Annotated in this window: 20 protein-coding genes and 1 tRNA gene; 13 read left to right on the top strand and 8 right to left on the bottom strand. The window is 30.4% G+C overall.

Features of this window, described 5'->3' with window-relative positions:
• Window positions 1-402: 402 nt before the first annotated feature.
• From D3P13_RS21390 to D3P13_RS21375, 4 genes are all read right to left on the bottom strand, one after another.
• Window positions 403-1,668, bottom strand: coding sequence for a site-specific integrase (locus D3P13_RS21390; RefSeq protein WP_117885696.1), 1,266 nt, complete (start codon window positions 1,666-1,668; stop codon window positions 403-405).
• Window positions 1,669-1,884: 216 nt separating this feature from the next.
• A tRNA-Pro gene (locus D3P13_RS21385) sits at window positions 1,885-1,959 on the bottom strand.
• A complete protein-coding gene (locus D3P13_RS21380) occupies window positions 1,950-2,219 on the bottom strand; it encodes a GIY-YIG nuclease family protein (protein ID WP_117885694.1) in 270 nt (89 codons plus the stop codon). The genes D3P13_RS21385 and D3P13_RS21380 overlap by 10 nt, the downstream gene beginning before the upstream one ends.
• Before the next feature lie 164 nt (window positions 2,220-2,383).
• Window positions 2,384-2,899, bottom strand: coding sequence for a mechanosensitive ion channel domain-containing protein (locus D3P13_RS21375; RefSeq protein WP_117885692.1), 516 nt, complete (start codon window positions 2,897-2,899; stop codon window positions 2,384-2,386).
• Window positions 2,900-3,006: 107 nt separating this feature from the next.
• On the opposite strand from D3P13_RS21375, the gene D3P13_RS21370 reads away from it, so the two are divergent.
• The 9 genes from D3P13_RS21370 to D3P13_RS21330 all read left to right on the top strand — a co-directional run bounded on the left by D3P13_RS21370 (window position 3,007) and on the right by D3P13_RS21330 (window position 12,968).
• On the top strand, window positions 3,007-3,900 hold the full coding sequence (locus D3P13_RS21370) for an aldose 1-epimerase family protein (protein WP_117885690.1): 894 nt from the start codon (window positions 3,007-3,009) through the stop codon (window positions 3,898-3,900).
• Between the two features lie 221 nt (window positions 3,901-4,121).
• Window positions 4,122-4,532, top strand: coding sequence for a response regulator (locus D3P13_RS21365; RefSeq protein ID WP_117885688.1), 411 nt, complete (start codon window positions 4,122-4,124; stop codon window positions 4,530-4,532).
• Between the two features lies 1 nt (window position 4,533).
• Complete coding sequence (locus D3P13_RS21360) at window positions 4,534-5,073, top strand: heme NO-binding domain-containing protein (RefSeq protein WP_117885686.1); 540 nt, start codon at window positions 4,534-4,536, stop codon at window positions 5,071-5,073.
• Complete coding sequence (locus tag D3P13_RS21355) at window positions 5,073-7,049, top strand: PAS domain S-box protein (RefSeq protein WP_117885684.1); 1,977 nt, start codon at window positions 5,073-5,075, stop codon at window positions 7,047-7,049. The genes D3P13_RS21360 and D3P13_RS21355 overlap by 1 nt, the downstream gene beginning before the upstream one ends.
• 2 nt (window positions 7,050-7,051) lie before the next feature.
• A complete protein-coding gene (locus tag D3P13_RS21350) occupies window positions 7,052-8,185 on the top strand; it encodes an FIST signal transduction protein (protein ID WP_117885682.1) in 1,134 nt (377 codons plus the stop codon).
• The gene (locus D3P13_RS21345; RefSeq protein WP_117885680.1) at window positions 8,185-9,252 is read left to right on the top strand and encodes a sensor histidine kinase; all 1,068 of its coding nucleotides are present in this window, start codon (window positions 8,185-8,187) and stop codon (window positions 9,250-9,252) included. Before D3P13_RS21350 ends, D3P13_RS21345 begins: the two co-directional genes overlap by 1 nt.
• Complete coding sequence (locus D3P13_RS21340; protein ID WP_117885678.1) at window positions 9,239-9,556, top strand: Hpt domain-containing protein; 318 nt, start codon at window positions 9,239-9,241, stop codon at window positions 9,554-9,556. Before D3P13_RS21345 ends, D3P13_RS21340 begins: the two co-directional genes overlap by 14 nt.
• A gap of 10 nt (window positions 9,557-9,566) precedes the next feature.
• On the top strand, window positions 9,567-10,277 hold the full coding sequence (locus D3P13_RS21335; RefSeq protein WP_117885676.1) for a LytR/AlgR family response regulator transcription factor: 711 nt from the start codon (window positions 9,567-9,569) through the stop codon (window positions 10,275-10,277).
• Between the two features lie 108 nt (window positions 10,278-10,385).
• Window positions 10,386-12,968, top strand: coding sequence for a DUF6923 family protein (locus tag D3P13_RS21330; protein WP_117885674.1), 2,583 nt, complete (start codon window positions 10,386-10,388; stop codon window positions 12,966-12,968).
• 158 nt (window positions 12,969-13,126) lie between these two features.
• On the opposite strand, the gene D3P13_RS21325 is transcribed toward D3P13_RS21330, so the two are convergent.
• Complete coding sequence (locus D3P13_RS21325; RefSeq protein ID WP_117885672.1) at window positions 13,127-15,187, bottom strand: tetratricopeptide repeat protein; 2,061 nt, start codon at window positions 15,185-15,187, stop codon at window positions 13,127-13,129.
• 158 nt (window positions 15,188-15,345) lie between these two features.
• Between D3P13_RS21325 and D3P13_RS21320 the strand changes: the two genes are divergently transcribed.
• The 3 genes from D3P13_RS21320 (at window position 15,346) to D3P13_RS21310 (ending at window position 18,509) form a co-directional block, all read left to right on the top strand.
• Window positions 15,346-15,624, top strand: coding sequence for an STAS domain-containing protein (locus D3P13_RS21320; protein ID WP_117885669.1), 279 nt, complete (start codon window positions 15,346-15,348; stop codon window positions 15,622-15,624).
• 312 nt (window positions 15,625-15,936) lie between these two features.
• Window positions 15,937-17,187, top strand: a complete 1,251-nt coding sequence (locus tag D3P13_RS21315) for an oligosaccharide flippase family protein (RefSeq protein ID WP_117885665.1) — start codon at window positions 15,937-15,939, stop codon at window positions 17,185-17,187.
• A 119-nt stretch (window positions 17,188-17,306) separates the two neighbouring features.
• The gene (locus tag D3P13_RS21310) at window positions 17,307-18,509 is read left to right on the top strand and encodes a glycosyltransferase (RefSeq protein ID WP_117885662.1); all 1,203 of its coding nucleotides are present in this window, start codon (window positions 17,307-17,309) and stop codon (window positions 18,507-18,509) included.
• A 2-nt stretch (window positions 18,510-18,511) separates the two neighbouring features.
• Here the strand turns inward: D3P13_RS21310 and D3P13_RS21305 are convergent, their stop codons facing one another.
• Genes D3P13_RS21305 through D3P13_RS21295 form a run of 3 tightly spaced genes read right to left on the bottom strand, consistent with a single transcriptional unit; the run spans window position 18,512 to window position 24,317 of the window.
• The gene (locus D3P13_RS21305; RefSeq protein ID WP_117885659.1) at window positions 18,512-20,029 is read right to left on the bottom strand and encodes a glycoside hydrolase family 2 TIM barrel-domain containing protein; all 1,518 of its coding nucleotides are present in this window, start codon (window positions 20,027-20,029) and stop codon (window positions 18,512-18,514) included.
• Window positions 20,026-21,228, bottom strand: coding sequence for a hypothetical protein (locus D3P13_RS21300; protein ID WP_117885656.1), 1,203 nt, complete (start codon window positions 21,226-21,228; stop codon window positions 20,026-20,028). Before D3P13_RS21300 ends, D3P13_RS21305 begins: the two co-directional genes overlap by 4 nt.
• The gene (locus D3P13_RS21295; RefSeq protein WP_117885654.1) at window positions 21,228-24,317 is read right to left on the bottom strand and encodes a hypothetical protein; all 3,090 of its coding nucleotides are present in this window, start codon (window positions 24,315-24,317) and stop codon (window positions 21,228-21,230) included. Before D3P13_RS21295 ends, D3P13_RS21300 begins: the two co-directional genes overlap by 1 nt.
• A gap of 176 nt (window positions 24,318-24,493) precedes the next feature.
• Here D3P13_RS21295 and D3P13_RS21290 point away from each other — a divergent pair, with 176 nt between their 5' ends.
• The gene (locus D3P13_RS21290; RefSeq protein WP_117885651.1) at window positions 24,494-25,663 is read left to right on the top strand and encodes a response regulator; all 1,170 of its coding nucleotides are present in this window, start codon (window positions 24,494-24,496) and stop codon (window positions 25,661-25,663) included.
• Window positions 25,664-27,000: the final 1,337 nt, after the last annotated feature.

The raw sequence follows: 27,000 nt of genomic DNA, 5'->3' as shown, positions 1-27,000 counted from the left end.
TCCAGTAAAAATGTTACAATTAATAAAGTTTGTTGCTTTTTATGTCAAATTGAGAGGAGTGAAAACTACCGCATCCGTCCCGAAGTGTCGGGAGCGGATTTGGTTCATTTTTAAACTGGTGGATTCTCAAACGCAAATGCCAGCCTCTAAATCCACAAGTTTAAAAACGTTTATTTTTTGCCTTAAAAGACTTTTTTAACTCTGCGACCTTCGGGAGCAGACAAGGTTGTTTTTGTGGCAACAAAAACACATCTTGCACTTAACTGCATTCCATTATAATTGAAGTACTTTTTAAGACTAGATTAGTTGAAGTTATTTTCCCAACTTTTAAAAAAAATACTTGCTAGTGAAAAGAAAAATATAGAAATCAAAACTTAACTATAGCCATGAGAAAGGTTATTTTTAAACTTGTTTCGAATGTTGAGATTCAATTACTTTACTTTTTTTATTTTCAATACGTGTCAATAAATTATGAATATCCTCGCTTATTTTATGTTCTAAAACTCTGGCATAAATTTGAGTAGTTGAAAGCTGTGAATGACCCAACAGTTTTGAAACGGTTTCAATCGGAACTCCATTAGAAAGCATTAATGTAGTTGCAAAAGTATGTCTTGCAACGTGAAAAGTAATATGCTTACGAATTTCACAAGCTTTGGCAATGTCTTTTAAGTAGCTATTCATTTTTTGGTTTGAATAGACAGGAAGCAACAAGCCTGTTATATGCTGTTCTTTAGAATTATTATATTTATCAATAATTTGTTGAGCTTTCGGTAAAATAGGAATTTTGACAGCCTCATCGGTTTTAGCCCTTTTGGTATGTATCCAATTATTGCCATCCATTCCTTTAACAATTTGATGAAAGTTTAGCTCTTTTAAGTCTATATATGATAGTCCTGTATAACATGCAAAAATAAAAGCATCTTTTACCTTTTCAAGTTTTTCAGAATAAAAAACGGTAGTTTCGATGGTTGCCATTTCTCTTTCTGTTAGAAACTGTCTATCGTATTTGTGATATTTTAACTTGAATTTTTGAAAAGGATCTTTTGTCAACCATTCCAATTTAACAGCTAGATTAACCATTTTTTTAAGCCGTTCCAAATGTTTCATCGCACCGTTATTGTTCAACATTTTTATATCTCGCTGAGATTTTCGATTTCTTAGGTAGTTTTCAAAATCAATGATAAAACGATAATTGAGCTGTTTTAAATAAATATCATCCACCTTTAGTTGATTGATTAAAAAGGAATTCAAATATTTTTCTGTGGTAAAATAATTTTTCATTGTCCCTGCTTTTAATGTTGTAGTCATATTTGAATTATGATATTCAACTAGTTGTTTCAGGGTTTTATATTGATTATCATCACCTAAATACCGAGCCTTGATTGCTCTGGGTGAAATTACCTTGAATTCTTCCAACAATTGCTTATGACAATCTAATAATTGCCCATAAACATGGTCTAAATACTTATTTAATATTCGTGAATTTTGGGAGATTCCTCTTGCTCGGGCTTTAAAATTGTCCCAATTGCACACCTGAATACACCTTTTTAGACTGATTTCAGCACGTTTTTGGTTTACTGTTATCCTAGCGTAAATGGATAGCTCATCACGCTTGTTACGTGACTTACGCGTAAAGAAAATAATTGAAAAAGTGTTGTTTGTCTGCATGTTAAATAACTTTAGTTAAACAAATGAATTTGTATAAGACAAATACCAAAATGTTCTTAAAAGCTCTTTAAAGTTACAATAATTAGTGTAGAAAAGTGTTCACCTGATTGCACACCTTTTAGTTGGTTTTAAATGAAATCAATTGATGTCATAAAAAATTAAAACACTGAAAATCATACAATTAACAGTGTTTTGTTTTCCCTTAAAAAGGGTTCGTCGGGGCGAGAGGATTCGAACCTCCGATCTCTGGTCCCCCAGACCAGCACTTTAACCGGACTAAGCTACGCCCCGAATTCTATATTATTATTATTATTATTATTATCTAAAAATCTTTTAGCACCTCTTTTTTTTATTTTTCTTTCAAGAGCAACGGCTTCGGTTCTCGATGAAACTTCAAATTTGTCAACCAATTCCCAAGGAATACCATTTTTAGTAGATTTTACTTGTCCTTTATTATGTCTAATTATTCTTTCTTCAAAATTATTAGTTTGGCGTATATAAAATCTATTCCACAAAGAACTAAAAATCATATATACTTCAAATTCTTCCACTTTTATTTAATTGTTTATTAATAATTGTATGGATTTATTGAACCTCCTATCTCCACGCTCAAAGCGTGGCACTTTAACCATGTCTTCGGCTTGACTGGCCGGACTAAGTCCTGTCACGCCAATGGCGTGGTACACCCCGAAAATAGAATTCAAAAATAAAAATATTATCCAACATCATCATCTGAATCTTCTAAAATTTCTATACCATGCTGCAATACTATTGAATTAGGGATGGTTATATTTTCTCCTTTGTCTGTTTTCATAAAAAGAAAGAATCCTGAAATATCAGTTACTGTTCCAATCCAATCATAATCTTTGTCAATAATTCTTATTCTATGACCAATTCTTACAGGGTGATTAAAAAATAAAATCACGCTTGCGGTGAGATTTGAAAGAATAGACCACTGTGCGATAAAACCAACGCCCAAAACGGCCAAAAATGAAGATATAAAAACGGTGAAATCCCTAAAGTCAACACCCCATATTATCGCTATAAAAATACCGAATAGAATATATAATATTAAATAGTGAAGGTTTAAAATAATCTTTCTTCTATTTAAATCTATAGATTTTAAAATAGTAAATTTTTTAATGGCCAGTTTAATTAATTGACCAATAATTAACAATGACACAATTAAACCTATCGTTAATAGAATTTGATACTTATGGTTAATAATCATTAGATTTATTATATATAGAATTAAATTGCAAAATTAAGACATTAGCGGTAAATTTATCTACTTTAAACTTGCATTTATACTAATAAAAAAAATTAATCAACCCAACCATGACCGAAATCAGTAACAAAAAAGAATATGTTTTAAAAAATAATTATTTAACCTTAACTGTTAAAAAAAAAGGTGCTGAAATGGTTAGTTTAAAAAAAGATAATAGAGAATATATTTGGCAAGCGAATACTCAATTTTGGGGAAGATATGCTCCAATTTTATTTCCGATTGTGGGAAGATTAATTGACAATGAATATCTGTACAAGGGCAAGTGTTATATTATGAACCAGCATGGTTTTGCAAGAGATAATGATTTTGAAGTAATTGATAAAACAGATAATAGTATTTGTTTAGAATTATCTAGTACTGAGAAATCAAAAAAAATATTCCCCTTTAACTTTAAGCTACAAGTTACATATACCTTAGAAGATAAATCATTACGAACGGAATATACAATAATCAATTCATCTGAAAATGATGAATTATATTTCTCAATTGGTGCTCATCCTGCGTTTAATTGTCCTTTTGAAGAAGGGCACTCAAGAAATGAATATCAATTGATTTTTGATAAAGAACTAGCTCCAGAATCTGATGTAATAGAAGAGGGCTTACGTTGTACTAAAACATCAAAAGTATTTGAGCAAAATGGTTCATTAACGGTGCACAATTCTCTTTTTGACAATGATGCTATAATTTTTAATCCTAATCCATTTTCTAAAGTAACATTTGTGCATAAACCTTCTCAAAAAGCCTATATGAGTGTTGCATTTAAGAATTATCCTTATTTGGGAATCTGGTCTTCAAATCAAGATTCTCCATTTGTTTGTATAGAACCATGGCATGGAATAACTGATCATAAAGATCATAATAAAGAATTATCTCAAAAAGAAGGTATTATTAAACTTGTAGCTAATGGTAAATTTAGTTGTGAATTTACAATTGAAGTGTTATAGTGTTGAAATTAATTACTTTAATTTTTAACAATGGTAGTATGAAATTCAATAATAAGGATTATTTTGCTAATATTTTTATTAGTGAATTCTAATATTAAAAACCATTCGTCGACACTTTCGGGTTAATCATCTACAGTTAAAGTGCAACTAACAAATGATTATTTTTAAACAATAGATTAGGATTACTTTTATAGTCTAATTAGACTAAAATAAGTGGTAAAATGAAAAATTTGAAAATATTATTAATCGAAGATGATTTAATTGAAGTAATGAAATTTAAGCGAGCTATTTCTTCACTGGGCCTAAATCATCAATTAATTGAAGCAACTAATGGTGAAGATGCATTAAAAATTTTAGAAGAAAAAGACAATATTCCCGACATAATTTTGTTAGACTTAAACATGCCTAAAATTAACGGAATAGAATTTCTATCTATACTTAAAAAAGATAATACTCTAAAATATGTACCAACTGTTATTCTTACAACCTCAAGCAATCAACGAGATTTATTGGCATGTTATGAAATTGGAATTGCAGGTTATGTGCTAAAACCTTTAAAATATGAAGATTATGTTCAGAAAATTGAAAAATTATTAGCCTATTGGAGTATAAATGAATTAAAGAAATTATAAAATGAAAGGTATTGTTTTTACTGAGTTTTTAGATTTAGTTGAAGATAAATTTGGTCTTGAAATGGTTGATAAAATAATCAATGAATCCGATTTAGAATCAAACGGAGCCTATACAGCTGTTGGAACCTATAGTTTTTCTGAAATGTTACAACTATTGCAACATCTTAGTGAAAATACAGGTATTTCAAAAGATGATTTATTATTGGTTTATGCTGAGCATTTTTTCGCTGTATTGGCAGAAAGTTATCCAGGTCTTATAGAAACATATAAAGATCCTATTGAGATGCTAGCTTCTATTGAGAATCACATACATATAGAAGTAAGAAAAATATACCCGGATGCTGAACTTCCTACTTTTGAAATTTTAGAAAGAACAGATAATTCATTAATTATGATTTATAAGTCTAGCCGAGCTATGCATTATTTTGGATTAGGCTTAATGAATAAAACTTTTGAGCATTTTAATTCTTCCGCAACTATCGACTTAGAAAAAATAAAAGAAGATGGTACTGAAGTTAAGTTTACAATTCATAAAAATTAATGAGTCAGAATCAGGTCGACATATTAAAACGAGCATTAGCTAGAGAGAAATCTGCAAGAAAACAAGCTGAAAAAATATTAGAACACAAAGCTACTGAACTCTTCGAAGTCAATGAGAAGTTAAAAAAGTCTAATATAGGTTTAGAAAAATTACTTTTAAGAACAGATTCTCAGTTACAAGGTGTTTTTGAAAATATAGTAGATGCTTATGTTATAATTGATCTTTCTGGAAATATCCTTAAAATGAATGAGGCCGCAGTATCATTACTTGGTTTTAAACATACTAAGGAAGATTTCAACCTCATTAAAATGGTTCATTTTAGTGAACTGAAACGAGTTCAAGAATCATTTAAAATTCTTTTTGACGAAGGCTCCATAACGGACTTTAATGTCAACCTTATAACAAAAGACAAGCAATCTAAAATTGTTCATATAAATGCGAGTATAATATATGATGAGGGAGTTCCTGTCGCTGCACAAGGTATTGTTAGAGACATTACAAAGGAAAAAGCCCACGAAGAACAACTTATAGCATCAGAAAGTAGACTGTCTACACTTATTCTTAATCTAGACAGTGGTGTTGTACTTGAGGACGAAAATAGAAAAATAGTACTTACAAATAATAAATTTACCGAGCTTTTTAATATCGATATTGATCCCAGTGAATTAATAGGGCAGGATTGTCTAGCATCTTCTGAACAAAACAGTGCTTTATTTAAAAGTCCTGAAGGTTTTTTGAAAAGAATGCGTGAGGTTGATGAAAAAAAAGAAATTGTAATTGGTGATGAACTGGAAATGGTAAATGATAAGATTTTAGAACGAAATTACATTCCAATAGTTCAAGGTGATCAATTAAAAGGATATTTATGGACTTTTAAAGATGTTACTCTAAATAGAACTTATAGAAAAAGTTTAGAAGTAGAAAAACAAAAATACTATAGCATAATTTCTAATATGAACTTAGGTTTGATTGAGGTAGACCTAGATGATAGAATTTTGATGGTAAATCAAAGTTTGGTTAAAATGACGGGCTATTCTGAAAAAGAGCTAATAGGTATCAAAGGAAAAGATATACTTCCTTTAAAAAAGGATGAAGATATATTAAAGCAAAAGTTGCGTGAAAGAAAGCAAGGAAAAACAGAGTCTTATGAACTGAGAATAAAAACTAAGGCAGGAGAAATTAGACATTGGTTGGTAAGTGGTGCACCTAATTATAACATAAAAGGTGAAATCATTGGTTCAATAGGTATCAACTTTGATATTACTGAAATTAAAAACCTACAACTTCAAAAGGAAAGTTTACTTAAAAAGTTAGAAAAAAGTAATGACGAGTTACATGAATATGCTCATATTGTGTCACATGATTTAAAATCACCTTTACGCAGTATTTACGCACTTACAACGTGGCTAAAAGAAGATAATAAAGACAAGTTAGACACCGCGAGTATTCAAAACTTTGATCTCATAGAGTCTACTTTAGAGAAAATGGAACAGTTAATTACTGATATATTAAAATATTCAAGTATTGGTTCTGATGAACATGATAAAGTACATGTAGATATCGATACGATATTAAAAGACTTATTAGAAATCAATTATACACCCAATCATATCAAAATATCCGTTCAAAATGAACTGCCAATTATTTGGGGAAATAAGACAAAGCTTCAGCAGTTATTCCAAAACCTTATAAGTAATGCAGTAAAATTTATTGATAAAGAGGAAGGCTTTATAGATATATGTTTTGAAGAATTTGAAAATCACTATCAATTTTCAGTTAAAGATAACGGAATGGGAATTGATGAAAAATTCCATGATAAAATTTTTAAAATATTTCATTCTTTAAATAAACGAAAAGATTCTACGGGAATAGGATTATCAATCGTTAAAAAAATTGTTGAATTACACGACGGGGAAATTTGGTTAGAAAGTACGCCCAACGTAGGTACAACTTTTTACTTCACGTTAAAAAAATAAAAATGAAAATAGTTCAATTACAAAAAAATAAAGGAAAAAACTGGGTGTACATATCTCCAAAACAAAAATTAACAAATCCGTTAGTTCTTGTTTTTGGAAATAGATTTCTTTTAGAAGACTTAGAGATATATAGTGAAATAAAAGAAATGTTTCCTGATGGTCATGTTGTTTTTGGTTCTACTTGTGCAGATATAATAGGAAGTTCGGTTGAGGAAGAAAGTGTCTCAATTACGGCAATGGAATTTGAAAAAAGTCAATTTTTAATAAAGACAAGTAACATTATAAATACAGAATTAGATAGTTTTAAAACTGGAAATAATCTTATTAAACAATTGCCTTCAGAAGGCTTAAAGTTTATTTATGTTATTTCAGATGGTAGTTTTGTAAATGGTAGCGAGTTAACCAAAGGAATGAATGCCGCTACTGATAATAATATTTTAATAACAGGTGGTTTATGTGGTGATGCAGCACGTTTTGAAAAAACACTTGCCTCATATAATGAAGCTCCAAAAGAAGGAGAAATAGTAGCTATTGGTTTTTATGGAGAAACACTAGAGGTTACCTTCTCTATTTATGGAGGTTGGACACCTTTTGGACCGGAGCGTATTGTTACAAAATCAGAGTCAAATATTTTGTACGAACTTGATAACCAACCTGCATTGGATTTATACAAAAAATATTTAGGAGAAAAATCTAAAGAGTTACCAGGTGCCGCTTTATTGTATCCATTAAATGTAAAATCTAATGATGAAAAACAATCGATCGTTAGAAGTATATTAAATATTGATGAAGAAAAAAATGCTGTAATTTTAGCTGGAGATATTCCAGAAAATTCTAAAGTGCAACTGATGATGACAAATGTTGATAATATAGCAAATGCATCTGAAAGGGCAGCAAAGCAAGCCTTAGAATTAAGGAGTAACAAGCCAGAATTAGCTCTTTTAGTAAGTTGTATTGGTAGAAAATTGGTCTTAGACCAACGTGTTGAAGAAGAAATTGAGGAAGTATTAAACGTAGTGGGTACTGAAACTATTCTCTCTGGATTTTATTCCTATGGTGAAATAGCACCTTTCCATGGAGAGAACAACTGTCAATTACATAATCAGACCATGACCATAACGCTAATAAGCGAATAATGAACTCATTATTAAAACGACAAATACGAAAATATTTAAGTGACGAACAGGTTGCTGACAAAAATTTAGAACAATTTTTGTCAGCTATTAATAGCTCTTACAACAATTTTGACGATCAGTTTACCATGCAACAAAGAGCAATGGGAATTAGTTCAGAAGAGTTGTTTAATGCAAATCAACAATTGCGACAAGAGTCAAAGTTGCAACAAGAAGTTATTAATAAATTGAAACGAGTTATTGAAACCCTAAAGTTTTATGATTTACCAGAGCATCAAATTAAGGAGAACTTAGAATTAGACGGCTTAAAGTTGGTAGAGTTTATTGATAATCAAACCAAAGAAATTATTGAAATAAACAAACAACGTGAAACATTATTAAGTGAATTGGCGTATCAAAACCAAGAATTAAGCGATTATGCTCACATGGTTTCTCACGATTTAAAATCACCTTTACGGAGTATAGATTCTTTAACAGCTTGGTTAAAGGAAGATTATCATGATGTTATTGATAAGAACGGTAAAGAGAGCTTAGAATTGATTAGGAATAACGTAGAGAAAATGGAATTGCTAATTAATGGTATTTTAGAATATTCAACCATTGGTAATAGCAAAGAAGAATTTTACGATGTCAATATCGATGTGCTTTTTAATGATATTTTAAATTTAATTGATGTTCCTGAAAACATTGCCATTAATAAAACAAAAACATTACCTCGTATAAAAGGTGATAAATATAGGTTACAGCAGGTGTTTCAAAATTTAATTACGAATGCTATCAATTATAATGACAAAAAAAATGGAGTAATTGAAATCGGTTACGAAGATAAAAATGATTTTTGGCAGTTCTACATAAAAGATAATGGTATTGGCATAGATCAGGCTTATTTTGAAAAGATTTTTAAAACCTTTCATAAACTAGAAAATAAAGTAGGTTCTACAGGTATTGGACTATCCATAGTTAAGAAAATTGTCGATTTGTATGGCGGAAAAATATGGCTAGAATCACAATTAACTAAAGGAACTACCTTTTATTTCACACTAAAAAAAGAACCTCATGGAACAACCTAATCTATCATATATTAATAGTATGTCTGGAGGCGATAAGCCTTTTGAACAAAAACTCATTGAAATAATAAAATTAGAGTTTCCGGAAGAAAAAAAGACCTATTTCACAAATTTTAATGCTAAGGATTTTAAACAAATTGCTGAAAATGTTCATAAACTTAAACATAAAATTAGTATTTTAGGGCTTGAAAAAAGTTATGAGGTTGCAGTAGCTTATGAAAATAATTTACATGATGGTAATACAGACCTTCATGAAGAGTTTGAAGCGATTTTAACTACCATGACTAATTATCTAGAACTTTTATAATTAGTGATTTATGAATTGTATTATTATTGATGATGAAGCTACGGCCAGACTTATAATTAATCAATTATGCTCTAATATAAAAAGCCTTACTGTTGTAGATGATTTTCCAAATGCAATTCAAGCTATTAAGTATCTAAATCAAAATGAGATAGATTTAATCTTTTTGGATATCCATATGCCTGATTTTACAGGTTTTGACTTTATTGATACCTTAAAAAATCCACCAAAAATTATTTTAACAACATCAGATGCTAATTTTGCTATTCAGGCATTTGAATACGATTGTATTGTAGATTATTTAGTAAAACCAATTACTCCAGAACGTTTTCAAAAAGCCATTGTAAAAGCTGAATCTATAAAAACGGAAGTTAAAGAACCTATAAATATTGATAAAGAAAGTGCTTTGTCTGATAATCATTTATATGTTAACATAGATAGGCGGTTAATTAAAATTGATATTCCTAGTATTTATCTGGTTGAAGCTAAGGGGGATTATATTCGTGTAAAAACCGAAGATAAAAATTATACAGTGCATTCAACCTTAAAAAAAATAGAAGATAAATTACCTAAAGATTTGTTTTTAAAAGTACATCGTTCCTTTATTATAAATATTAAAAAAATAATTGATATTGAAGATAATAGTGTGCTTATTAAGAAAGATGTAATTCCTGTAAGTCGCTCTAATAGACCAGAATTAATGAAACGTTTGAATTTGCTTTAAGGACTTAACTTCAGTATTAAACCATTCGTCTATACTTACCTTTCATCCAACGAAAATTACAATTCAAGCCTCCTTATTACTATAAATTTGTGGTATAAATAATATATCATGAAAAAATTAATAGTACTATTAGCATTAAGTTTCTTAAACGTAAACGCACAAGATGTTCCGTTTAATTGTGATTATAATGCATACCTTTTTCAAAATAATGATGTTTTCGCAATAGACTTAGCGTCAGGGAATTCGTATACCGTTGCCACCGACATCACTAAAGGGAGTGTTAATGCAACGGCTTATAACCCTGTAGATGGTTATATCTGGGGTTCATTAAGTAGCCCAGAAAAATCAATAGTACGTATTGGTAAGAATTTTCAAACAACAACATATTATATAGATGAATTACCTTCGAGTAATCGTTATGTAGGAGATATTAGCTCTGAAGGAATCTATTATTTAAAAGCTGGTGGTAAAACGTATTATAAAATAGATTTGAATCCTGAATCTGATAATTACACAAAATATATGTCTGCAGAACGTTTGTCTCAAAGCATTAGCGTTCACGATTGGGCTTTTAATGCCGTAGATGGAAATTTATATGCTGTTGAAAAAACTACGAATATTTTATATCGAATTGATCCTGCAACGAGTAATGTGCAATCACTTGGAATTGTTCCTATTCTTACAGGATTAAATTATACCTACGGAGCCGTTTATTTTGATGCTTCTGGTCGTTTTTATGTCTCTGCAAATCAAACAGGAACCATATATGTTATTCAAAATGTCCAAGATTTAAACGGTAAAAACACGATGGATTCGAACTTATTTGCATTCGGTCCTTCAAGTTCTAGTAATGATGGTGCTCGTTGTCCTACAGCTCCTGTATTACAAGAAGACTGTACGAATGGTATTGATGATGATGGAGATGGTTTAATTGACTGTGAAGATCCTTCTTGTTCAGGATATGCTGCTTGTCCTGTACTTGTAGCTCCAACTTCAACTGCTAATTCTGGAGGGTTAGAAAGTAATAATAGATTGTCACAACAAATTAGTAAACGAAATTTTGAACGTACTAAAAGTAGTTATAAGTTTGATAAGACAAGTGCGAAAAAAGTTTCGAGAACACTTAAATACGGAAAAAAATCAAGCAAAACGGGTATAGAGCTAACCGATTTTATTCCTTTTGGTACCATTGGAGAAGATAACATCATAGAGTCATCACCTAAGGATTTAATAAATATAACAAATGCTACCAATATTTATTCGGTAGATTATATGAGAGAAAATCAGGCTGTTGCTTCTATTTTATTACTTGAAACGGAAAAAGGTGTTTATGAACATACCAAATACATTTGTGATAGATTATTAGGAGCGGAATTAATTTCAGTATCAACGATAGAAATAAAAGAGCAAAAATTTATAAAAGCACTGATAAGAAATATAGATGGTTCGTTAGAGTTTGTCTTAAGTTTATCAGCAAAATCAACAAACAGTAATAATAATTTCGGGGTTGAAAGCCATTGGAATTTAGATAGATATGAAAAAGATGTACCTTTTTATAACTTTCAAATTTGGTCTAATTCTTTAGATGATTTATTAAAGTTAGGTGAAGAAGTACTAAACTTATTAGAAGTACAAAAGCCCGTAACAAGTTATAATAATTCTACACCGCCAACTGTATTTGTTAGAAAAGGAAAATACCTTAACGGTAAGTTAGATTTAGAGATTGTAAATACAAACAAGAGTAAGTCCGTAGTTTTTGATGGTGGATTAAGAGCTAGTGAAACAGGTTTTGTAGAGTATGTATCAACAAATGTTGATTTAGACGGTAATTATATTTCTAATGTTCAAGTAGATGCCGGAAATTTATTTGATATAGGTTTTAGAATTGGTGATGGTAAAGAAACTCCAGATGATTTGTTTATGTCTGACGGTCCTTGGGGATATGATGATGCAGCTCCAAGTACATCAGTAATGAAATATAACATTGAATCGAATGACTACACTTTTAATGATGATGATTTTCCAATTGAAAGAAATATAGAATTAGAAGCAACAACGAGTGAGTATATTGCTGCGTATAGAGCATTAACACCGAAATTCAGTCCTGTAGATATATCAGATTACAATAGTTTGAAAATGAAAGCAAAAGGAACAGGGACGTTAATCATAAGATTAGTAAAAAAAGGTATTGAGAATTGGGAAACTCAATTTAAAACTTCTATTACATTAACAGAAACTTTACAAGATTTTACAGTTCCTTTTTCAGATTTTACATCTGATAACGGTGAAAGTTTAGAATTAAATGATGTAACTTCTATGGTTTTTACAATGCTTGCCGAAAGTGGTGTTAAAGAGACCAAAGAAATGCACTTAAAGCAATTGCGTTTTACAACTGGTAAAACTTTAGCTGTTGAAAATTTAAATAGTGGTGACGATTTATTAAATCCTATTGTTGTACCGAACCCAATGACCACAAGTTCTAAAATTCATTTTACATCGCAACAAGCGGAAAATGTAACCTTGTTCGTATACAATCAATTGGGTACTATAGTAAAACAGGTGTCATTTCAAACTGTAGTTGGTAAAAATGAGATACTTCTAAATAAAGATAATTTAACTTCAGGAATGTATTTGTGTAAAGTGAAAAGTAACTATGTAGAATATAAAACCACCAAACTAATTGTAAATTGATTATTGGGGAATTTTCATTAGTGTTTGGGCAAAAGAAATTTTCTTTTGCCTTTTTTTTATGGGGATAGATGTGAATAAAAAAAGAAAATAGTCTATTTCTAGAGCGTTTTATCCTTTTTTAGAAATAGTGATACATTATAACAATGTCAACCTATAGTTTAATTTCTGAAAGTCGGTGAATCAAATAAATACCATTTAAAGCGAATCCCAATTTCAGTAAATGTAAAACCAGCAGCAGTGGCAGAAGCAATGTTACTTCGTGTTCCGAAAATATTAGCTGCAGCACGCGATGAAAATTTATATCCTAATTTCGCTTGGATTCTGTAAGTGCTTTGGCTACTATCATCTTCAATGTATTGTAACCCTGTAGCTGCGGTTAACTCATAAAACCATTCCTTAGGTTTAGTAATAACCTCGTCTTTAATTAAATTAACAAATACTTCAACTGCATTAAACTTGTTAGGACTAAAATAGATGGTTGGTACTTGATTTTTGAAAGTAATATACTGGTAGTTTAAACCAGCCTTTAAAGATGGTTTACTTAAAATGTTATAGTATAAAGATGTAAATAATAGGTTTCTAGTATTATCATCGTTTTGAGATGTATAATAGTATTGTGTAAACCAACCTAATTTAAAATTTGTACTTAAATTATAATTAGCATAATAATTGTTTTGTACTATTTCACGATCTAATAATTCAGCATTAAAACTTTGTACTTCGCGTTTATAGCCAATATCTAACGTCTGTAATTTAAATGGTTTAATGTTAAAAGACAGGTCTGTTAATAGCTGTGTATAGTCTGTGTCATTTGCATTAGCGGCCATAATACCTGCTGTACCTCTAAAGGTAACATTGGGTAATAACTGGTAAGCTAAACCTAAACTAAAATCATTTGAAGTAGCCTTATTATCAGTTACTGAATTACTTGTGTTTCTGTAATTGTAACTACCCAATGCTTTCAGTTTCGTAGATAATGGAAACTCTAAATTATTATTAAACGCAAATGCTTCGTTATCACCGTTATCAAAAGTATAAGATGCCTTTCCTTCGTAAGATGGTGTAAAAGTAGTGTTGAGGTTTTTTATAAAATTAGAAGCATCTTTCTGATTGTTGTAAAACTTTAATGTGTTTTCGGCCGATAGATAAGCATCATCATAAAAACCCAAAGCTTTTAAAGCATTTGCCTTTCCTAAATTACCATCAAAAGAGGCACTGTCATTAACTAAAATTTGATTGTAATCAGTAACACTCTTTTTAAAATCACTTTTATAGATATTTAATGTAGCACGTAAGGCCAAGATCCAATTCTCATTTGGTTTAGTGCTGATTAAATTGGCAATAAGCTTATCTGCTGGTTTAAATTGTTTATTCCAAATAAGGGCTTGAATATGGCGTTCTGTTGTAGGCTGAATAAGTGATTTGTCTGTAATTGTATCTAAACTTTTATAAGCTTGTTTACTTAGCTCTAGGGCCTCTTTTTCTTTTCCATTTAAATGTGATACTAATGCTAAACCGTTCAATGCTGTTATTTTGTTATTTGGGTTTGTAGCCAATAAATCATAAGTGGATTTGGCATCTTCTAATCGATTAGCAATTAAATAAAGGTTAGCCAAGTTTAACAACGTTTCTTTGTCATTATTAAAAAGGGTTAGGTTTTCTTTTAAAAGTGATTCGGCTTCATCATACTGTTGTGCTTGTTGTTTCTGATAAGCATAACCTAAATACATATACTTTTTAGAAGTTAGTGCGTTAGGGTTTCCTGGTAACACTTCTAGTGCTTTATTTACATAAACTAAAGCATCTTCATATTCTTTTAAATTGGAAAGTGTGTTCGCATAACTTAATAAAGCTGGAAAACTTTTAGGGTCTTCATCTATCAAACTTTTAAAATAGGTTTTAGCTTTAGTGAAATTGCTATTCCATAATAAAGACTCTCCATAATTTAGCTTTACTTCAAAGTCACTCGGGTAATCTGCTAATAAATTGGTAAATAAGACATTCGCTTCTTCTGGTTTTCCATTAAGTCCAATTGCACGACCATAACACAAGCGTGCAGTCTTATTATTTGGATAGTCTTTTAAAACGGTTTGAAAAAACGTTTCCGCTTTCACATATTTTCCTGTTTCTAAATACGTAAAACCTTCTTGCATCTCTTGAGAATAGATAACAGTAGTTACTAAAACGGTAAACAGAAGCAAAAGCTTTTTAATAATCATAGTATAATAAATTTAATAGAATTCAGAGTTAATCATTAGTAATTAATCATTCGTCTATAGAAAACTATCAACTTAACGAAATTCAATTACCTTTTATTCTTTTAGTTATGATATTTGTATCAGAAATAAAGGCAATATTAATTTAAAAAATAGAAACTATGGCAATTAAAATTTCAAAAACGGATAATATTTTTAATGTTGAAGGTCAAATTAACTTTTCTACAGCAAATTATTTTAAAACACATTTAACGATTACTCTTAATTCGTCAAGAGGGTTGACCATCAATATAAATAATGTTTCAGAAATTGATGATAGTGGAATAATAGCTTTAAAATCAATTTATATGAATGCCTTAAAATGGAACAAGCCGTTTTATATCATTGGAGAGGGTTCCAATGCTATTTATAAAAAATATGGACAAGCTAATTTAGCTTAACTAAAAATCAGAAAATACGTGAATTACATGTTAAACAACATGATCTAATTTTTATCGTTATAGAAATAATTAATAGAACTACAGCTAAACACTTAACGTACGTATTACGAAATAGTAATAGTACCATACAATCCATAAATATTGATGGTGTAAACGGGTTTGATACAATTTAAAGAAAGTTTTAGAAGAACTATTCTGAATAATAGAATCCATTTAAAAGGTTTTTAGTTGCTGATGTAAAGCTATGTACGGTTATTTTCAATTTAATCATGCAACATTTTAAAAAGTACATTGTTTTCAATAAATAAACTTATGCAATTTATAGCCTCATTAAAATCTAAAAAAATTACTCCAGAACAATTGTTTATGTTAAGTGTTTTGGTGGTAAATGGAGGGAATTATTTATATAATTTAATTCTTGGTCGCTTATTAGGGCCAGCACAATTTGCAGATGCAGCTGTTTTAATTACATTTTTATTGGTGTTAAGTTTTGCAGCGATGACTTTTCAATTGGTAACTGCTAAATTCTCTGTACTTTTTGAAAATCAGGTGTTGAAAGGATTTATTTCTAAAGTCTATAAAAATGCTTTGGTTGTCGGCATAATAATGGGAGTACTTATTGTCGTTTTTGCAAACCAATTACAAAACGTTTTTAATACCTCATCATCAAATATGTTTATTGTATTTGGTTGTGGTGTACCACTTTATTTTCTAATGAGTGTAAATCGTGGAGTCTTTCAAGGTAAAAAGAATTTTAAGTCCTTATCTATTACTTACCAAGGCGAAATGTTAAGTCGTTTGGTTATAACGCTTGGGCTCATTCTAATTTTTAATATACAATCATCTGTTGTAATTGCAGTGGGTATTATTGCGTCTTTTGTATTTGGATTGATCCCCTTCAAAGTTCCTACTATTATTCCAAAGAAAGCATTAGAATTAAGTAAAACACATACAAAAGAGATAAGAGCATTTTTTATTATTACTGTATTTTACGAGCTAACCCAAATCATTATTAACAACAGTGATATTCTTTTGGTAAAACATTATTTTGAAGCTTATGAGGCTGGTTTATACGCCTCTTTAGCTTTAATTGGTAGAATGGTCTACTTTATTGCTTGGATGTTTGTAATGCTTTTGTTACCAACGGTAGTCCAACTTAAAAAAGACGGAAAAGAGACTGCATCTATACTTTTTAAATATGTAGGTTATATAGCGGTAATATCAATTATTATAATAGTTCTTTGTTTAAGTTTTCCTGAAATTATTATTACACTTTTATTTGGCGATAGTTATATTGCTATGGCTCCATTATTATGGAAATATGCCATTGCAACCTCAATGTTTGCCATATCCAATATTTTCGCATATTACTACCTTTCCTTAGATAAATATATACCTGTAGTTATTACTGGGGTATTTGGTGTGTTACAAATGGGACTAGTTATTTTTTATCACGAAAGTTTAGAACAAGTAGTTCATATGCAAATTATAGCGATGTTATTATTACTCGGTATTCAATTAGTATTTTTTAAATATAATCAAATAAAGGAAAAAGCTATTTAAACTAAAGAAAATTACCATTCAACTATAGTAAAGATTCTTTGAACTAAATGTAGCTCTTTTCGAATAAATAAAGACTCAAATTTGCATCATAATAAAGAACATAATTAAACACATATATCATGAAATTAGCGATTGTCACAGCATATCCTCCTAGTAAAGTTACTCTAAATGAATATGCATATCATTTAGTAAAACACTTCAGACAAAAAGAAGAAGTAACGGAGTTAGTATTATTAACTGATTTTACAGAAGGTAAAAAGGATATTGAATTTACGGAAGCTGGTTGTAAGATAACCGTTAAAGAGTGTTGGAAATTTAATAGTTATACAAACCTTTTTAAGGTAACAAAGGCAATAAATAAAATTAAACCAGATGCTGTGTTGTTTAATTTACAATTTATGAAATTTGGGGATAAAAAAGTAGCAGCTGCATTAGGTTTAATGTTACCATTAGTTTGTAAGCTTAAAAAAATACCTAATATTGTTTTACTTCATAATATTTTAGAAGAAGTAGATTTAGGAAGTGCTGGTTTTACGACGAATAAATTAATGCAAAAAATTTATGGTTTTATAGGTTCTACATTAACAAGATTAATTCTTCAAGCAGATACTGTTGCAGTTACTATGGAGAAATATGTGACTATACTTGAAGCTAAATATAAAGCAAAAAACGTAAAATTAATACCACATGGTACATTTGAAATACCGGAAGAGCCAGATTATAAGGTGCCAACCAAACCTATGCAAATAATGACTTTTGGAAAGTTTGGTACTTATAAGAAAGTAGAGGGAATGATTGAAGCAGTTGTAAAAGTAAGACAAGTTACAGGGTTGGACTTAGAAGTTGTGATTGCAGGAACTGATAACCCAAATGTTCCAGGGTATTTAGCTAAAGTTAAAGAAGATTATAAGCATGTGCCGCAAGTTCGTTTTACGGGATATGTCGAAGAACATGAAGTGCCAACTATATTTAACGAGAGTGCAGTAGTTGTATTTCCTTATACTTCTACAACAGGAAGTTCAGGTGTTTTACACCAGGCAGGTAGTTATGGTAAGGCAGTAATAATGCCGGATCTAGGAGATTTAGCCTTATTGGTGCAAGATGAAGGTTATAAAGGTGAATTTTTTGAGCCTACTTCAGTAGAAAGTTTAGCAAACGCTATTGAAAGTATCATAACTAATGAAGCATACAGAATGGAATTAGGTAAAGCAAATTATAAGGCAGCAACAGCATTGCCTATGAGTAAAATTGCAGATATGTACTTGGATACTTTTGAAACTATAATTTCTAGAAAAACAAAGAGAACGGCGGTTACAGCGTAAAGTTATTCTTTTGATATATACTTAAACGCAGGTTTGTTTTCTCCGTTTTTATTTATAAACCCATAATGTTCTTGAGCCTTTTTTCGCCAAGGAAGTCGTCCTACCACATCAGTTGGTATATCATTAAAATCGTAAAGCGTCCAAGACATAAAATGCAAATTATTAAGTGCAATTATTTCTTGGATTTTTTTATGGTAGTTGGCTTGATCTTCATCAGAACTACCAAAAGGTTTCCATAAACCATTGTAAGACGAGATTCCAAACTCTTGAAGTACTAATGGCTTATTCGGTATTTCTGTTTTCATCGTTTTAATAGCAGTATCTAATTTATCTAAATCTTCATAGTAATGGAACGATACAATATCTACTTTATCTTTTAAAATAGATGTACTTTGTGTGTTAGACCAACCAATCGTTACTGGGTGTATGCTGTCTACAGATTTTACCAAATCAATCATATTGTCTAACCAAGCAATCACATTTGTTTTTCCTCGCGATTCAAAATCTAAATTCGGCTCGTTTTTAATATCCCAGCCTAACAAGGCTTTATGATCTTTTAAGGAGGAAACAATTGCCGATGCATGATGTTGATTAAGCGTCCAATTTAAAACAGAATAATCACCAAAAAAATCAAAAAGTGTTAACACTACTTTCAAATTTTCAGATTCAGCTAAATCTAAAATTTTCTTCAATTTAGTTAGTTTCTCAGGTTTAACATGTGCTTTACCAAAATCTTCATAAGGCACAAAAATTCTTATACTATTGAGTCCTGAATTTTTAATAATTTTAAAATCCTTTTCAATGATACTTGTGTCATATTTATCTCCAAACATATCCCATGGTGAATCTTGAGGATAATAGTTAATACCTTTTATTGCTTTAAAATTATTGGAAGCGGGTTCAAATTTGTTTTTATTATCGACACTCTCTTCTTTTATCATGTGTCTAATACGCCATAGACCATCTTCTAATAATAGTATTATTTTATAAGTAGATTTTTCTGTGTTTTCTAGAAGAATGGTTTCATCCTGATAAATTCTTTTATATTCTACAACATCTTTATCTGTAATAACAGCCAATTTTCCGTCTTCGCTAAAAAAATCAAGACTAGGGTGGTGCCTTAAAGTAGTACTTACAACTGAAATGTTTTTATCGTTATTTTGTTCAATAAATTCAATGATGTTTTTCCGAGCCGTTTTAGTATAATAGTCATTAATGCCTGTTAAAGTATTGGTTTTAAAAGCCACATGTTTTACATACCATGCATCTAAATAATCGTTTTGAATGGCATAGAGAGTTTGGTCGTCCATTACTCGGCCTTCATTCTTTAATGATGCCCATTCTAATTGAGGTAAATATTGATCAATCTTTTTAATTTCAGTGCGTAACATGCTGCTACGGTCTGCACCCGTATTTAAATAACTGTACACACTGCTAATACCAAACAATATAAAAATAATTAAAGCGATGTAAGACAGCACTAAAACACTACGCACTATGTTTCTGTTAATACCTCTCATAGCTTTGTGTTAGGAAATGTTTTTTCAATTTTAGCAGTCTTTATTTTTAAGGTATAGGATTTACTTGGAAAAGTATTGTTATCTAAATTGAAAGTAGTAAAACCTTTTGATGAATTTTTAGATAGTATTTTTAAAATCTGATTACCATCGTATACCGAAAGTAATACTTCCAATCCATCAGGTACCATCTGATTCATAAAACTTTTTAAAGGCCCTACGGTTATGGTTCTGTTATTTTCAGTAAAACGAACTTCAAAATCTGAAATAATAGACTTGTATGATAATTCTATTACATTACTTTCTGCCATACCCTCAATAAAGGCTTTAACAGACCAATTTTCCTTGTGGTCCGGATGAATCATTTTGGCAACTGCAATTCCATTAACAGTAGTACCAGATGTTTTTAAAATGTTTTTTAAAGTGTTGGTTATAAAAAAGTTAACAAAAGTGCCATCACTAACTATATTTCCATAGGTGTCTTTTATAATAGATGTTGAAAAAGTAGTGATTTGATTGCCATCGGAATACTCATGATTTCTTTGGAATGAAATGCTAAAATCCGTCGGAATTCCAGGCATTACATTAAGAGTACTTTCTTTTGAGTTTAACTCCAAACATTCAGATGATACTAAAATTCTTCCTATTTTTTTTTCTGAATAAATGTTTTTATAGGCAATTCTATTTTTCATAATGATGATGTCATTAATTTGATTTTCCAAAAATTGATGCTTTACAGTTATCTTTGTGCTATCAGCTAATGGGTTGTCATAGATATCTGTTGGAATAACAACCAACATTGAAAAGTCTGAGCCTCCAGCTCCAATACTTGGTGGACCTAAATAAGTTTCAATTGTTTCTGTTTTTTGTTCCGGACGTATATAGAATTTTCCTGAAAGTGATTCCTTGCTTAATAATTTCCAATGTACAACTCCCGTTTTGTTTGATAATAACTCAGGGATTTTAAAATTCAAAAAATCAGAATCTATAATTGGTTTAATAATAGTAGTACCATAACTATTACTTAAATACAGACTAGTTTTCTCGTCATTAGTAGTTGAAAATTTTAAAACGATAGTTTTTCCCGCTACATATTCCGTGTTTGTGGTAAGGATTTCAATATCCTCCATAGTATTTCTAGAAGGTATTGCTAGCAAAGCTATCAATCCTGAAATTATCAGATATGTGAATTTTATTTTCATTAATTTGGACTCCCTATATAAGTGTTAATTTCTATTTTTATAAAACTATAATTCGCATTTATAATAGGTTGTAAAACAGTATTTGTTTGGTTATTAATTCTATTGGGTACCACTTTTTTTGAAATAGATTTGTTAGGTAAACCATTGACATAACAGTTTTTCATATCTTCATTTATTAAGGTTATGTCGTCATTTTTTAAAACAGGATATTCAAATGTTTGCTGACGTTGTTGTCTAATACCTTCTGAAATAAATTGATGATCTACCCAAAGCATATTTTTATTCTCATCGTAATATGTAAACAATAATTGAGGAATTGTAACTTCTTCAATACCAGAATTAAATAGTTTACCCTTAATAAGGTCTTCTGAAATATCTAAATCGCTTAAAGTAGCACCTTTATATAAATCTGAATTAGATACATTACCTGCAATTTGTAAGTTGAATTTGGTAGGTTGCTCTTCGAATTCAATTGGTGTAAACTCGTCAGGATTGAATGTTTTAGGAATCGAATCTTGAATTTTTGACCATGCAATTCCTTCAAAATTGATTTTAAATGAACTCACTTCCTTTGGCATTAGTTTATGCTTTATATGGTATTTGGCATTATAAGTAGCCAATTCTTTATCATCATTATTATATAATGTTCCTTTTAAAACGACATCGGCAGGCACGTTGTCAATATTTTGAACTTCGCCAATTAACGCATAGCTATTATTGTGTTTTACCAATTTGGCAGAAAGAATTTCTAAATTAGGTTGTTTTAAAATATCTTCATGATGGGTTTGTTCAGTAGTTATTCGCCTTCTACCTTGATTAAAATATTTAGTAATATTATTAGAATACAATTGATCTGGAGGTAAGTCAGAACCAATTTCTTCTGGTTGAACATACCATTTGTTTTTATGCTTAACCAAATATTTATAGTCCGTTTTATTTATTTTTTCTAAGGGTGTAATCCATTTGGTATTAACTTTTACAGTAGCCAAACTATCTGTTTTAGAAAGTACAATTGTTTCAATAGCATCTAATTTTGCATAGGAACTCAACAACCCATCAGTAACTGAAATCTCCAACATGTATTGGTCCATTGGTAATTTACTTTCAGGATTTATTAAGTCATACGCTTTTTCATATTCTTTAAAGTCTAAGGCATCATAATAGGTCAATATTGCATTTTCTGGTGAATGATGAGAATCGTTTTTAACGTAGAAAATATAGACGCCATAAAAGACACTAATGGCTAAAATTATTGACCATATATGAGTAATTTTAAGAACGCCAATTGAAAATTTTGTATAATTATTTTTGAATTTTAAAAAATCCGGAATTGCCTTAGCTTTTGTTTTTAACGCATTTACTATGAACATTTGGATGTTTAGTATAAAAGCGATAATTACAGTTATAAAAGGCATAATACCCCAAAGTATTTTTTGCCACTTTGCAACATCATCTTTTGGCAGTATGGTAGAAACGGGAGGTACATTTAGTTTTTCCCAGACTTGAATACCATTTTCTAATTGCCGCAAACGTTGCCAACCACAGAAATATAATATAGGGTCATAAAATTTATCATTAGAGAAGATATATTTGAAATTATATTTTTCAGGAGTCGTTAAAAACTGTTGCAAAGATCCAACGCCCTCAACACCTTTAAATTTTGAATTTTCTAATCGTTCAATAGGACGCGTGGTTAATTCTGGTAAACGTCTTGCTGAATGATAGTTACCGTCTACACTCATGGCATTGGTTTGTGCAGATAACCACGCCATTTGGTCTCCAAATCCCAAGGTCATATAACGCCATAGGTCATGTTGATCTTGATTTAGAAAATTGATTATAGGTAACATCTTTATTTTTTGAGGTTGCGAAGGCCTGAAATAGCTTAAGCTCATCGTAAAGATTGTCATGAATAGGAATAACCCAGCAAGTATTCCACCAATTAACCGATGGTAGATTGCACCAAATTTCTTTTGTATTAAATCTTTTAAATCACCATCAACAAAACGATAAACAAACTCACCAAAAAGCGGTAACGACATTATAGAGGCCCATAGTGTAAAACGGTCTAAGGTTAAAATATTAAAAGCGGTTTCACCCAAAAACATTCTAGGTATCGGAGTCGTACCTCCAGTTCCTAAAACAGTTAGAATTGTAATTGAGAGTCCAAAAAACAAATAACGTTTACAATAATATCTGTAAAATATATAAGGTAAAAGTATTAATAAAACACCCCAAGGGATTAAAAAGAACACTAAACCAGATGAAGTGATTTCTAAGAAATTATCTCGAGATCCATGTGGAATTGGAACTTGTGTAATTGGGTTTGCTTTAGAATTTATCCAATACGGTAATAGACATCCAACTATAATTGCTAATGAAAGCATTCCAAAACTGACAATACGCCTAAAAAGTTGAAGAAAACTAGTTAAAAAAACATTGAATGTTATGGCTTTAGCGGAATCCACTTTTTCCCTCGAAACATCCATAATTACCATTCCTATTAAAGGGAATATGAAGAATATCATACCGAAAATAGGGGTCACATGATGCGATGTTACGGTTACTGCAATTAAAGAAAGTGATGTAAAAAGGTATTTATAACGCCCCGTTTTTATCCATAAATATATTTCTGGAAGTGAGTGCATTAACACGGAAATGCCAATAATACTAGGTAGTTGACCGAAAATATGAAGTGTTTCTACGAACGATGATGAAAAAACGGCTAGAATTGCTGCATAGCCAGCAGCTGTTTTATTTGAGGTGATGAGCAATGAAAACCTATAAACCCCCGTTATAAATAGAATAATACTAATTAAAGCGACGGTAAACATGCCAAATTTAAGCCCTCCAACGTAAGAAAGTGCAGCAATGGACTGATGAACTAGCGGTGGGTAACTCATAACTGTAAAGCCCGTATACCATTTGTCATTCCAAGGTTCGAACCAATTGCCGGCATAGTGCTCAGCAAAAAATAGATGTATAAGTGCGTCGTAGGTTGTTTCGAGAGTAAAGAATATTGAAGTACCGTGAAAAGCAATACCTATAAGTAAAGCAACAATTAAGTATTTATTGGTTTTTTCTTTCATTTAAAGTGAACGACAATATCCACATGGTAAATATAAAAAATATAATTAGCTTATTTTATTTATCTATACAAATAAACCGTTCGTCGAAAGACATCAATGGTTTTAACTAAATATTAATTTAAAAATACTGTTAGAATATACATTTACAACATAATTAATACCGAAAACCAATTATCATGAAAATATTAGCAATAGATGACCAGCAATTAGTTTTATTACCATTAGAAAAGAGGTTGAAGGAGTTAGGTTATGATGTTAAAATTGAAACAAATGCAGCCAAAGGATTAGAATTATATGAATCATTTAATCCAGATTTAGTTATAGTAGATATTAATATGCCAGAAATGTCTGGTATAGATATTGTAAAATATATTAGGATTACTAAAAATTCTCAAACTCCGATAATGGTGTTGTCTGGAGATACAAAAGATGAAACTATTACTGAAGGTTTTGAGTTGGGAATTAATGATTATATGAAAAAACCACTGAGCTTAAATGAAATTAGTGCACGTGTAAAACGATTAATAGGTGCTCCTGAGGTTGAAAGTACAGTTGCTAAAAGCGATGTAATGATACAAGAACGTTGTGTTGGTGTTGTAATACCTTGTTATAATGAAGAAGAGCGTTTATTTAGTAAGGAATTTACAGATTATATAGATAAAAATTCTGGGTACCACTTATGTTTTGTAAATGATGGCAGTAAGGATAAAACTTTGGAGGTATTAAAAGAATTGCAAAAAGGGAGAGAAGATTTTATTACGGTTTATGATTGTGAAAGAAATGGAGGAAAAGCCGAGGCAGTGCGTTTAGGTATGTTGCATATGGCTAAAAAGGTTGATTTAGATTATATAGGTTTTTTAGATGCTGATTTATCTACAGACTTAGCTGATTTTGATGATTTGGTTAAAACTATTGAAACTACAGAATTTAAAATAGTAAGTGGTTCTCGTATTTCAAGAATGGGGGCAAATATTACGAAAGAATCTGCTCGTAAAATTATTAGTTTAACTATAAATTATATTATCAGAAAGATTTTGAAAATGGATTTTAAAGACACACAATGTGGAGCGAAAATCTTTAGCAAAGATGTAATAGAAGTAGCTTTTGGAGAAAAATTTGTTACACAATGGATTTTCGATGTAGAGATATTTAAACGGATGAGTATCCATTTTGGATTAAAAGAAGCAAAAGAAATGTTATGTGAGCAACCATTGAAAAGATGGATTCATGCAGATGGTTCTAAGTTATCAATGAAAGATTCTGTGAAAATTGTTGGTCAATTGGGGCAAATTGCTTGGGTGTATAGAAATAAAAAAAGTCAAATGGAACCTAGTTTAACGAATTAAAAAAAATCAAATATTACAATTCTGTAGAAATGATTTATCAATGTTTTTAATAGAAAAGCTCAAAAATTTTTAATTTTTGGGCTTTTCTGGTTTGTGAAATAATATTAAAATCAATGTAATATATTAGCGTTTTAGCTAAAACCATTTCTTTTATGTGGTAAGGAATGTGTAGTTAGCTTAAAAATACTTGTTCCTCATTGTGATTCTTTTACAGGTTTGAAAAAAGAAAGGTATAAAATATTTTTAAAGAATTATAATCAACAAAATTACTCCGAGTTCTTCGTCGTGTTCCTGTTATAATATTGTTGCACAATTAGAGCCTAAAATGCCGATGCCATTTTAACGTCTTTTTTTATTTGTTTACTTATGCTCATCTACGATGGCAATATTACAATTTAAAGGATTACCTCGTTATACTCGTTGATCCTGAAGAAGGGGCGTTGCTCATTAAAAGCCTAAAAAGAAATTGGTATTTATAAATTTTCATATGAAATAGGATTACTCCTCGTTCCTCGTCGCGATCCTGAAGAAGGGGCGTTGCTCATTAAAAGCCAAAAATAGGAATTGGTATTTAGAAATTTTCATATGAAATAGGATTACTCCTCGTTCCTCGTCGTGATCCTGTAATGGGGTTGTTGCTCATTAAAAGCCTAAAATAGGAATTGGTATTTATAAATTTCCATATGAAATAGGATTACTCCTCGTTCCTCGTCGTGGTCCTGAAAGATGTGCGTTGCTCATTAAAAGCCAAAATAGGAATTGGTATTTATAAATTTCCATATGAAATAGGATTACTCCTCGTTCCTCGTTGTGATCCTGAAGAAGGGGCGTTGCTCATTAAAAGCCTAAAAAAAGGTATTTGTATTTTAAAAATTTCATATGAAACGGGATTACTCCTCGTACCTCGTCGTGATCCTGTATTGGGGTGTATAAAGAAAGATATTAAATTTTTAGATAGTGGAGATTTACAGGATTACTCCTCGTTCCTCGTCGTGATCCTGTAATGGGGTTGTTGCTCATCAAAAGCCTAAAATATGAATTGGTATTTATAAATTTCCATATGAAATAGGATTACTCCTCGTTCCTCGTCGTGATCCTGAAGAAGGGGCGTTGCTCATTAAAAGCCAAAATAGGAATTGGTATTTATAAATTTCCATATGAAATAGGATTACCTCGTTACACTCGTTGATCCTGAAGAAGGGGCGTTGCTCATTAAAAGCCTAAAATAGGAATTGGTATTTATAAATTTCCATATGAAATAGGATTACTCCTCGTACCTCGTCGTGATCCTGTAATGGGGTTGTTGCTCATCAAAAGCCTAAAAAAAGGTATTTGTA

Source organism: Aureibaculum luteum (assembly GCF_003449015.1).
Lineage (GTDB): Bacteria > Bacteroidota > Bacteroidia > Flavobacteriales > Flavobacteriaceae > Aureibaculum > Aureibaculum luteum.
Note: the sequence above shows the minus strand (reverse complement) of the source record. Positions and strands in the feature narration are given on the sequence as shown.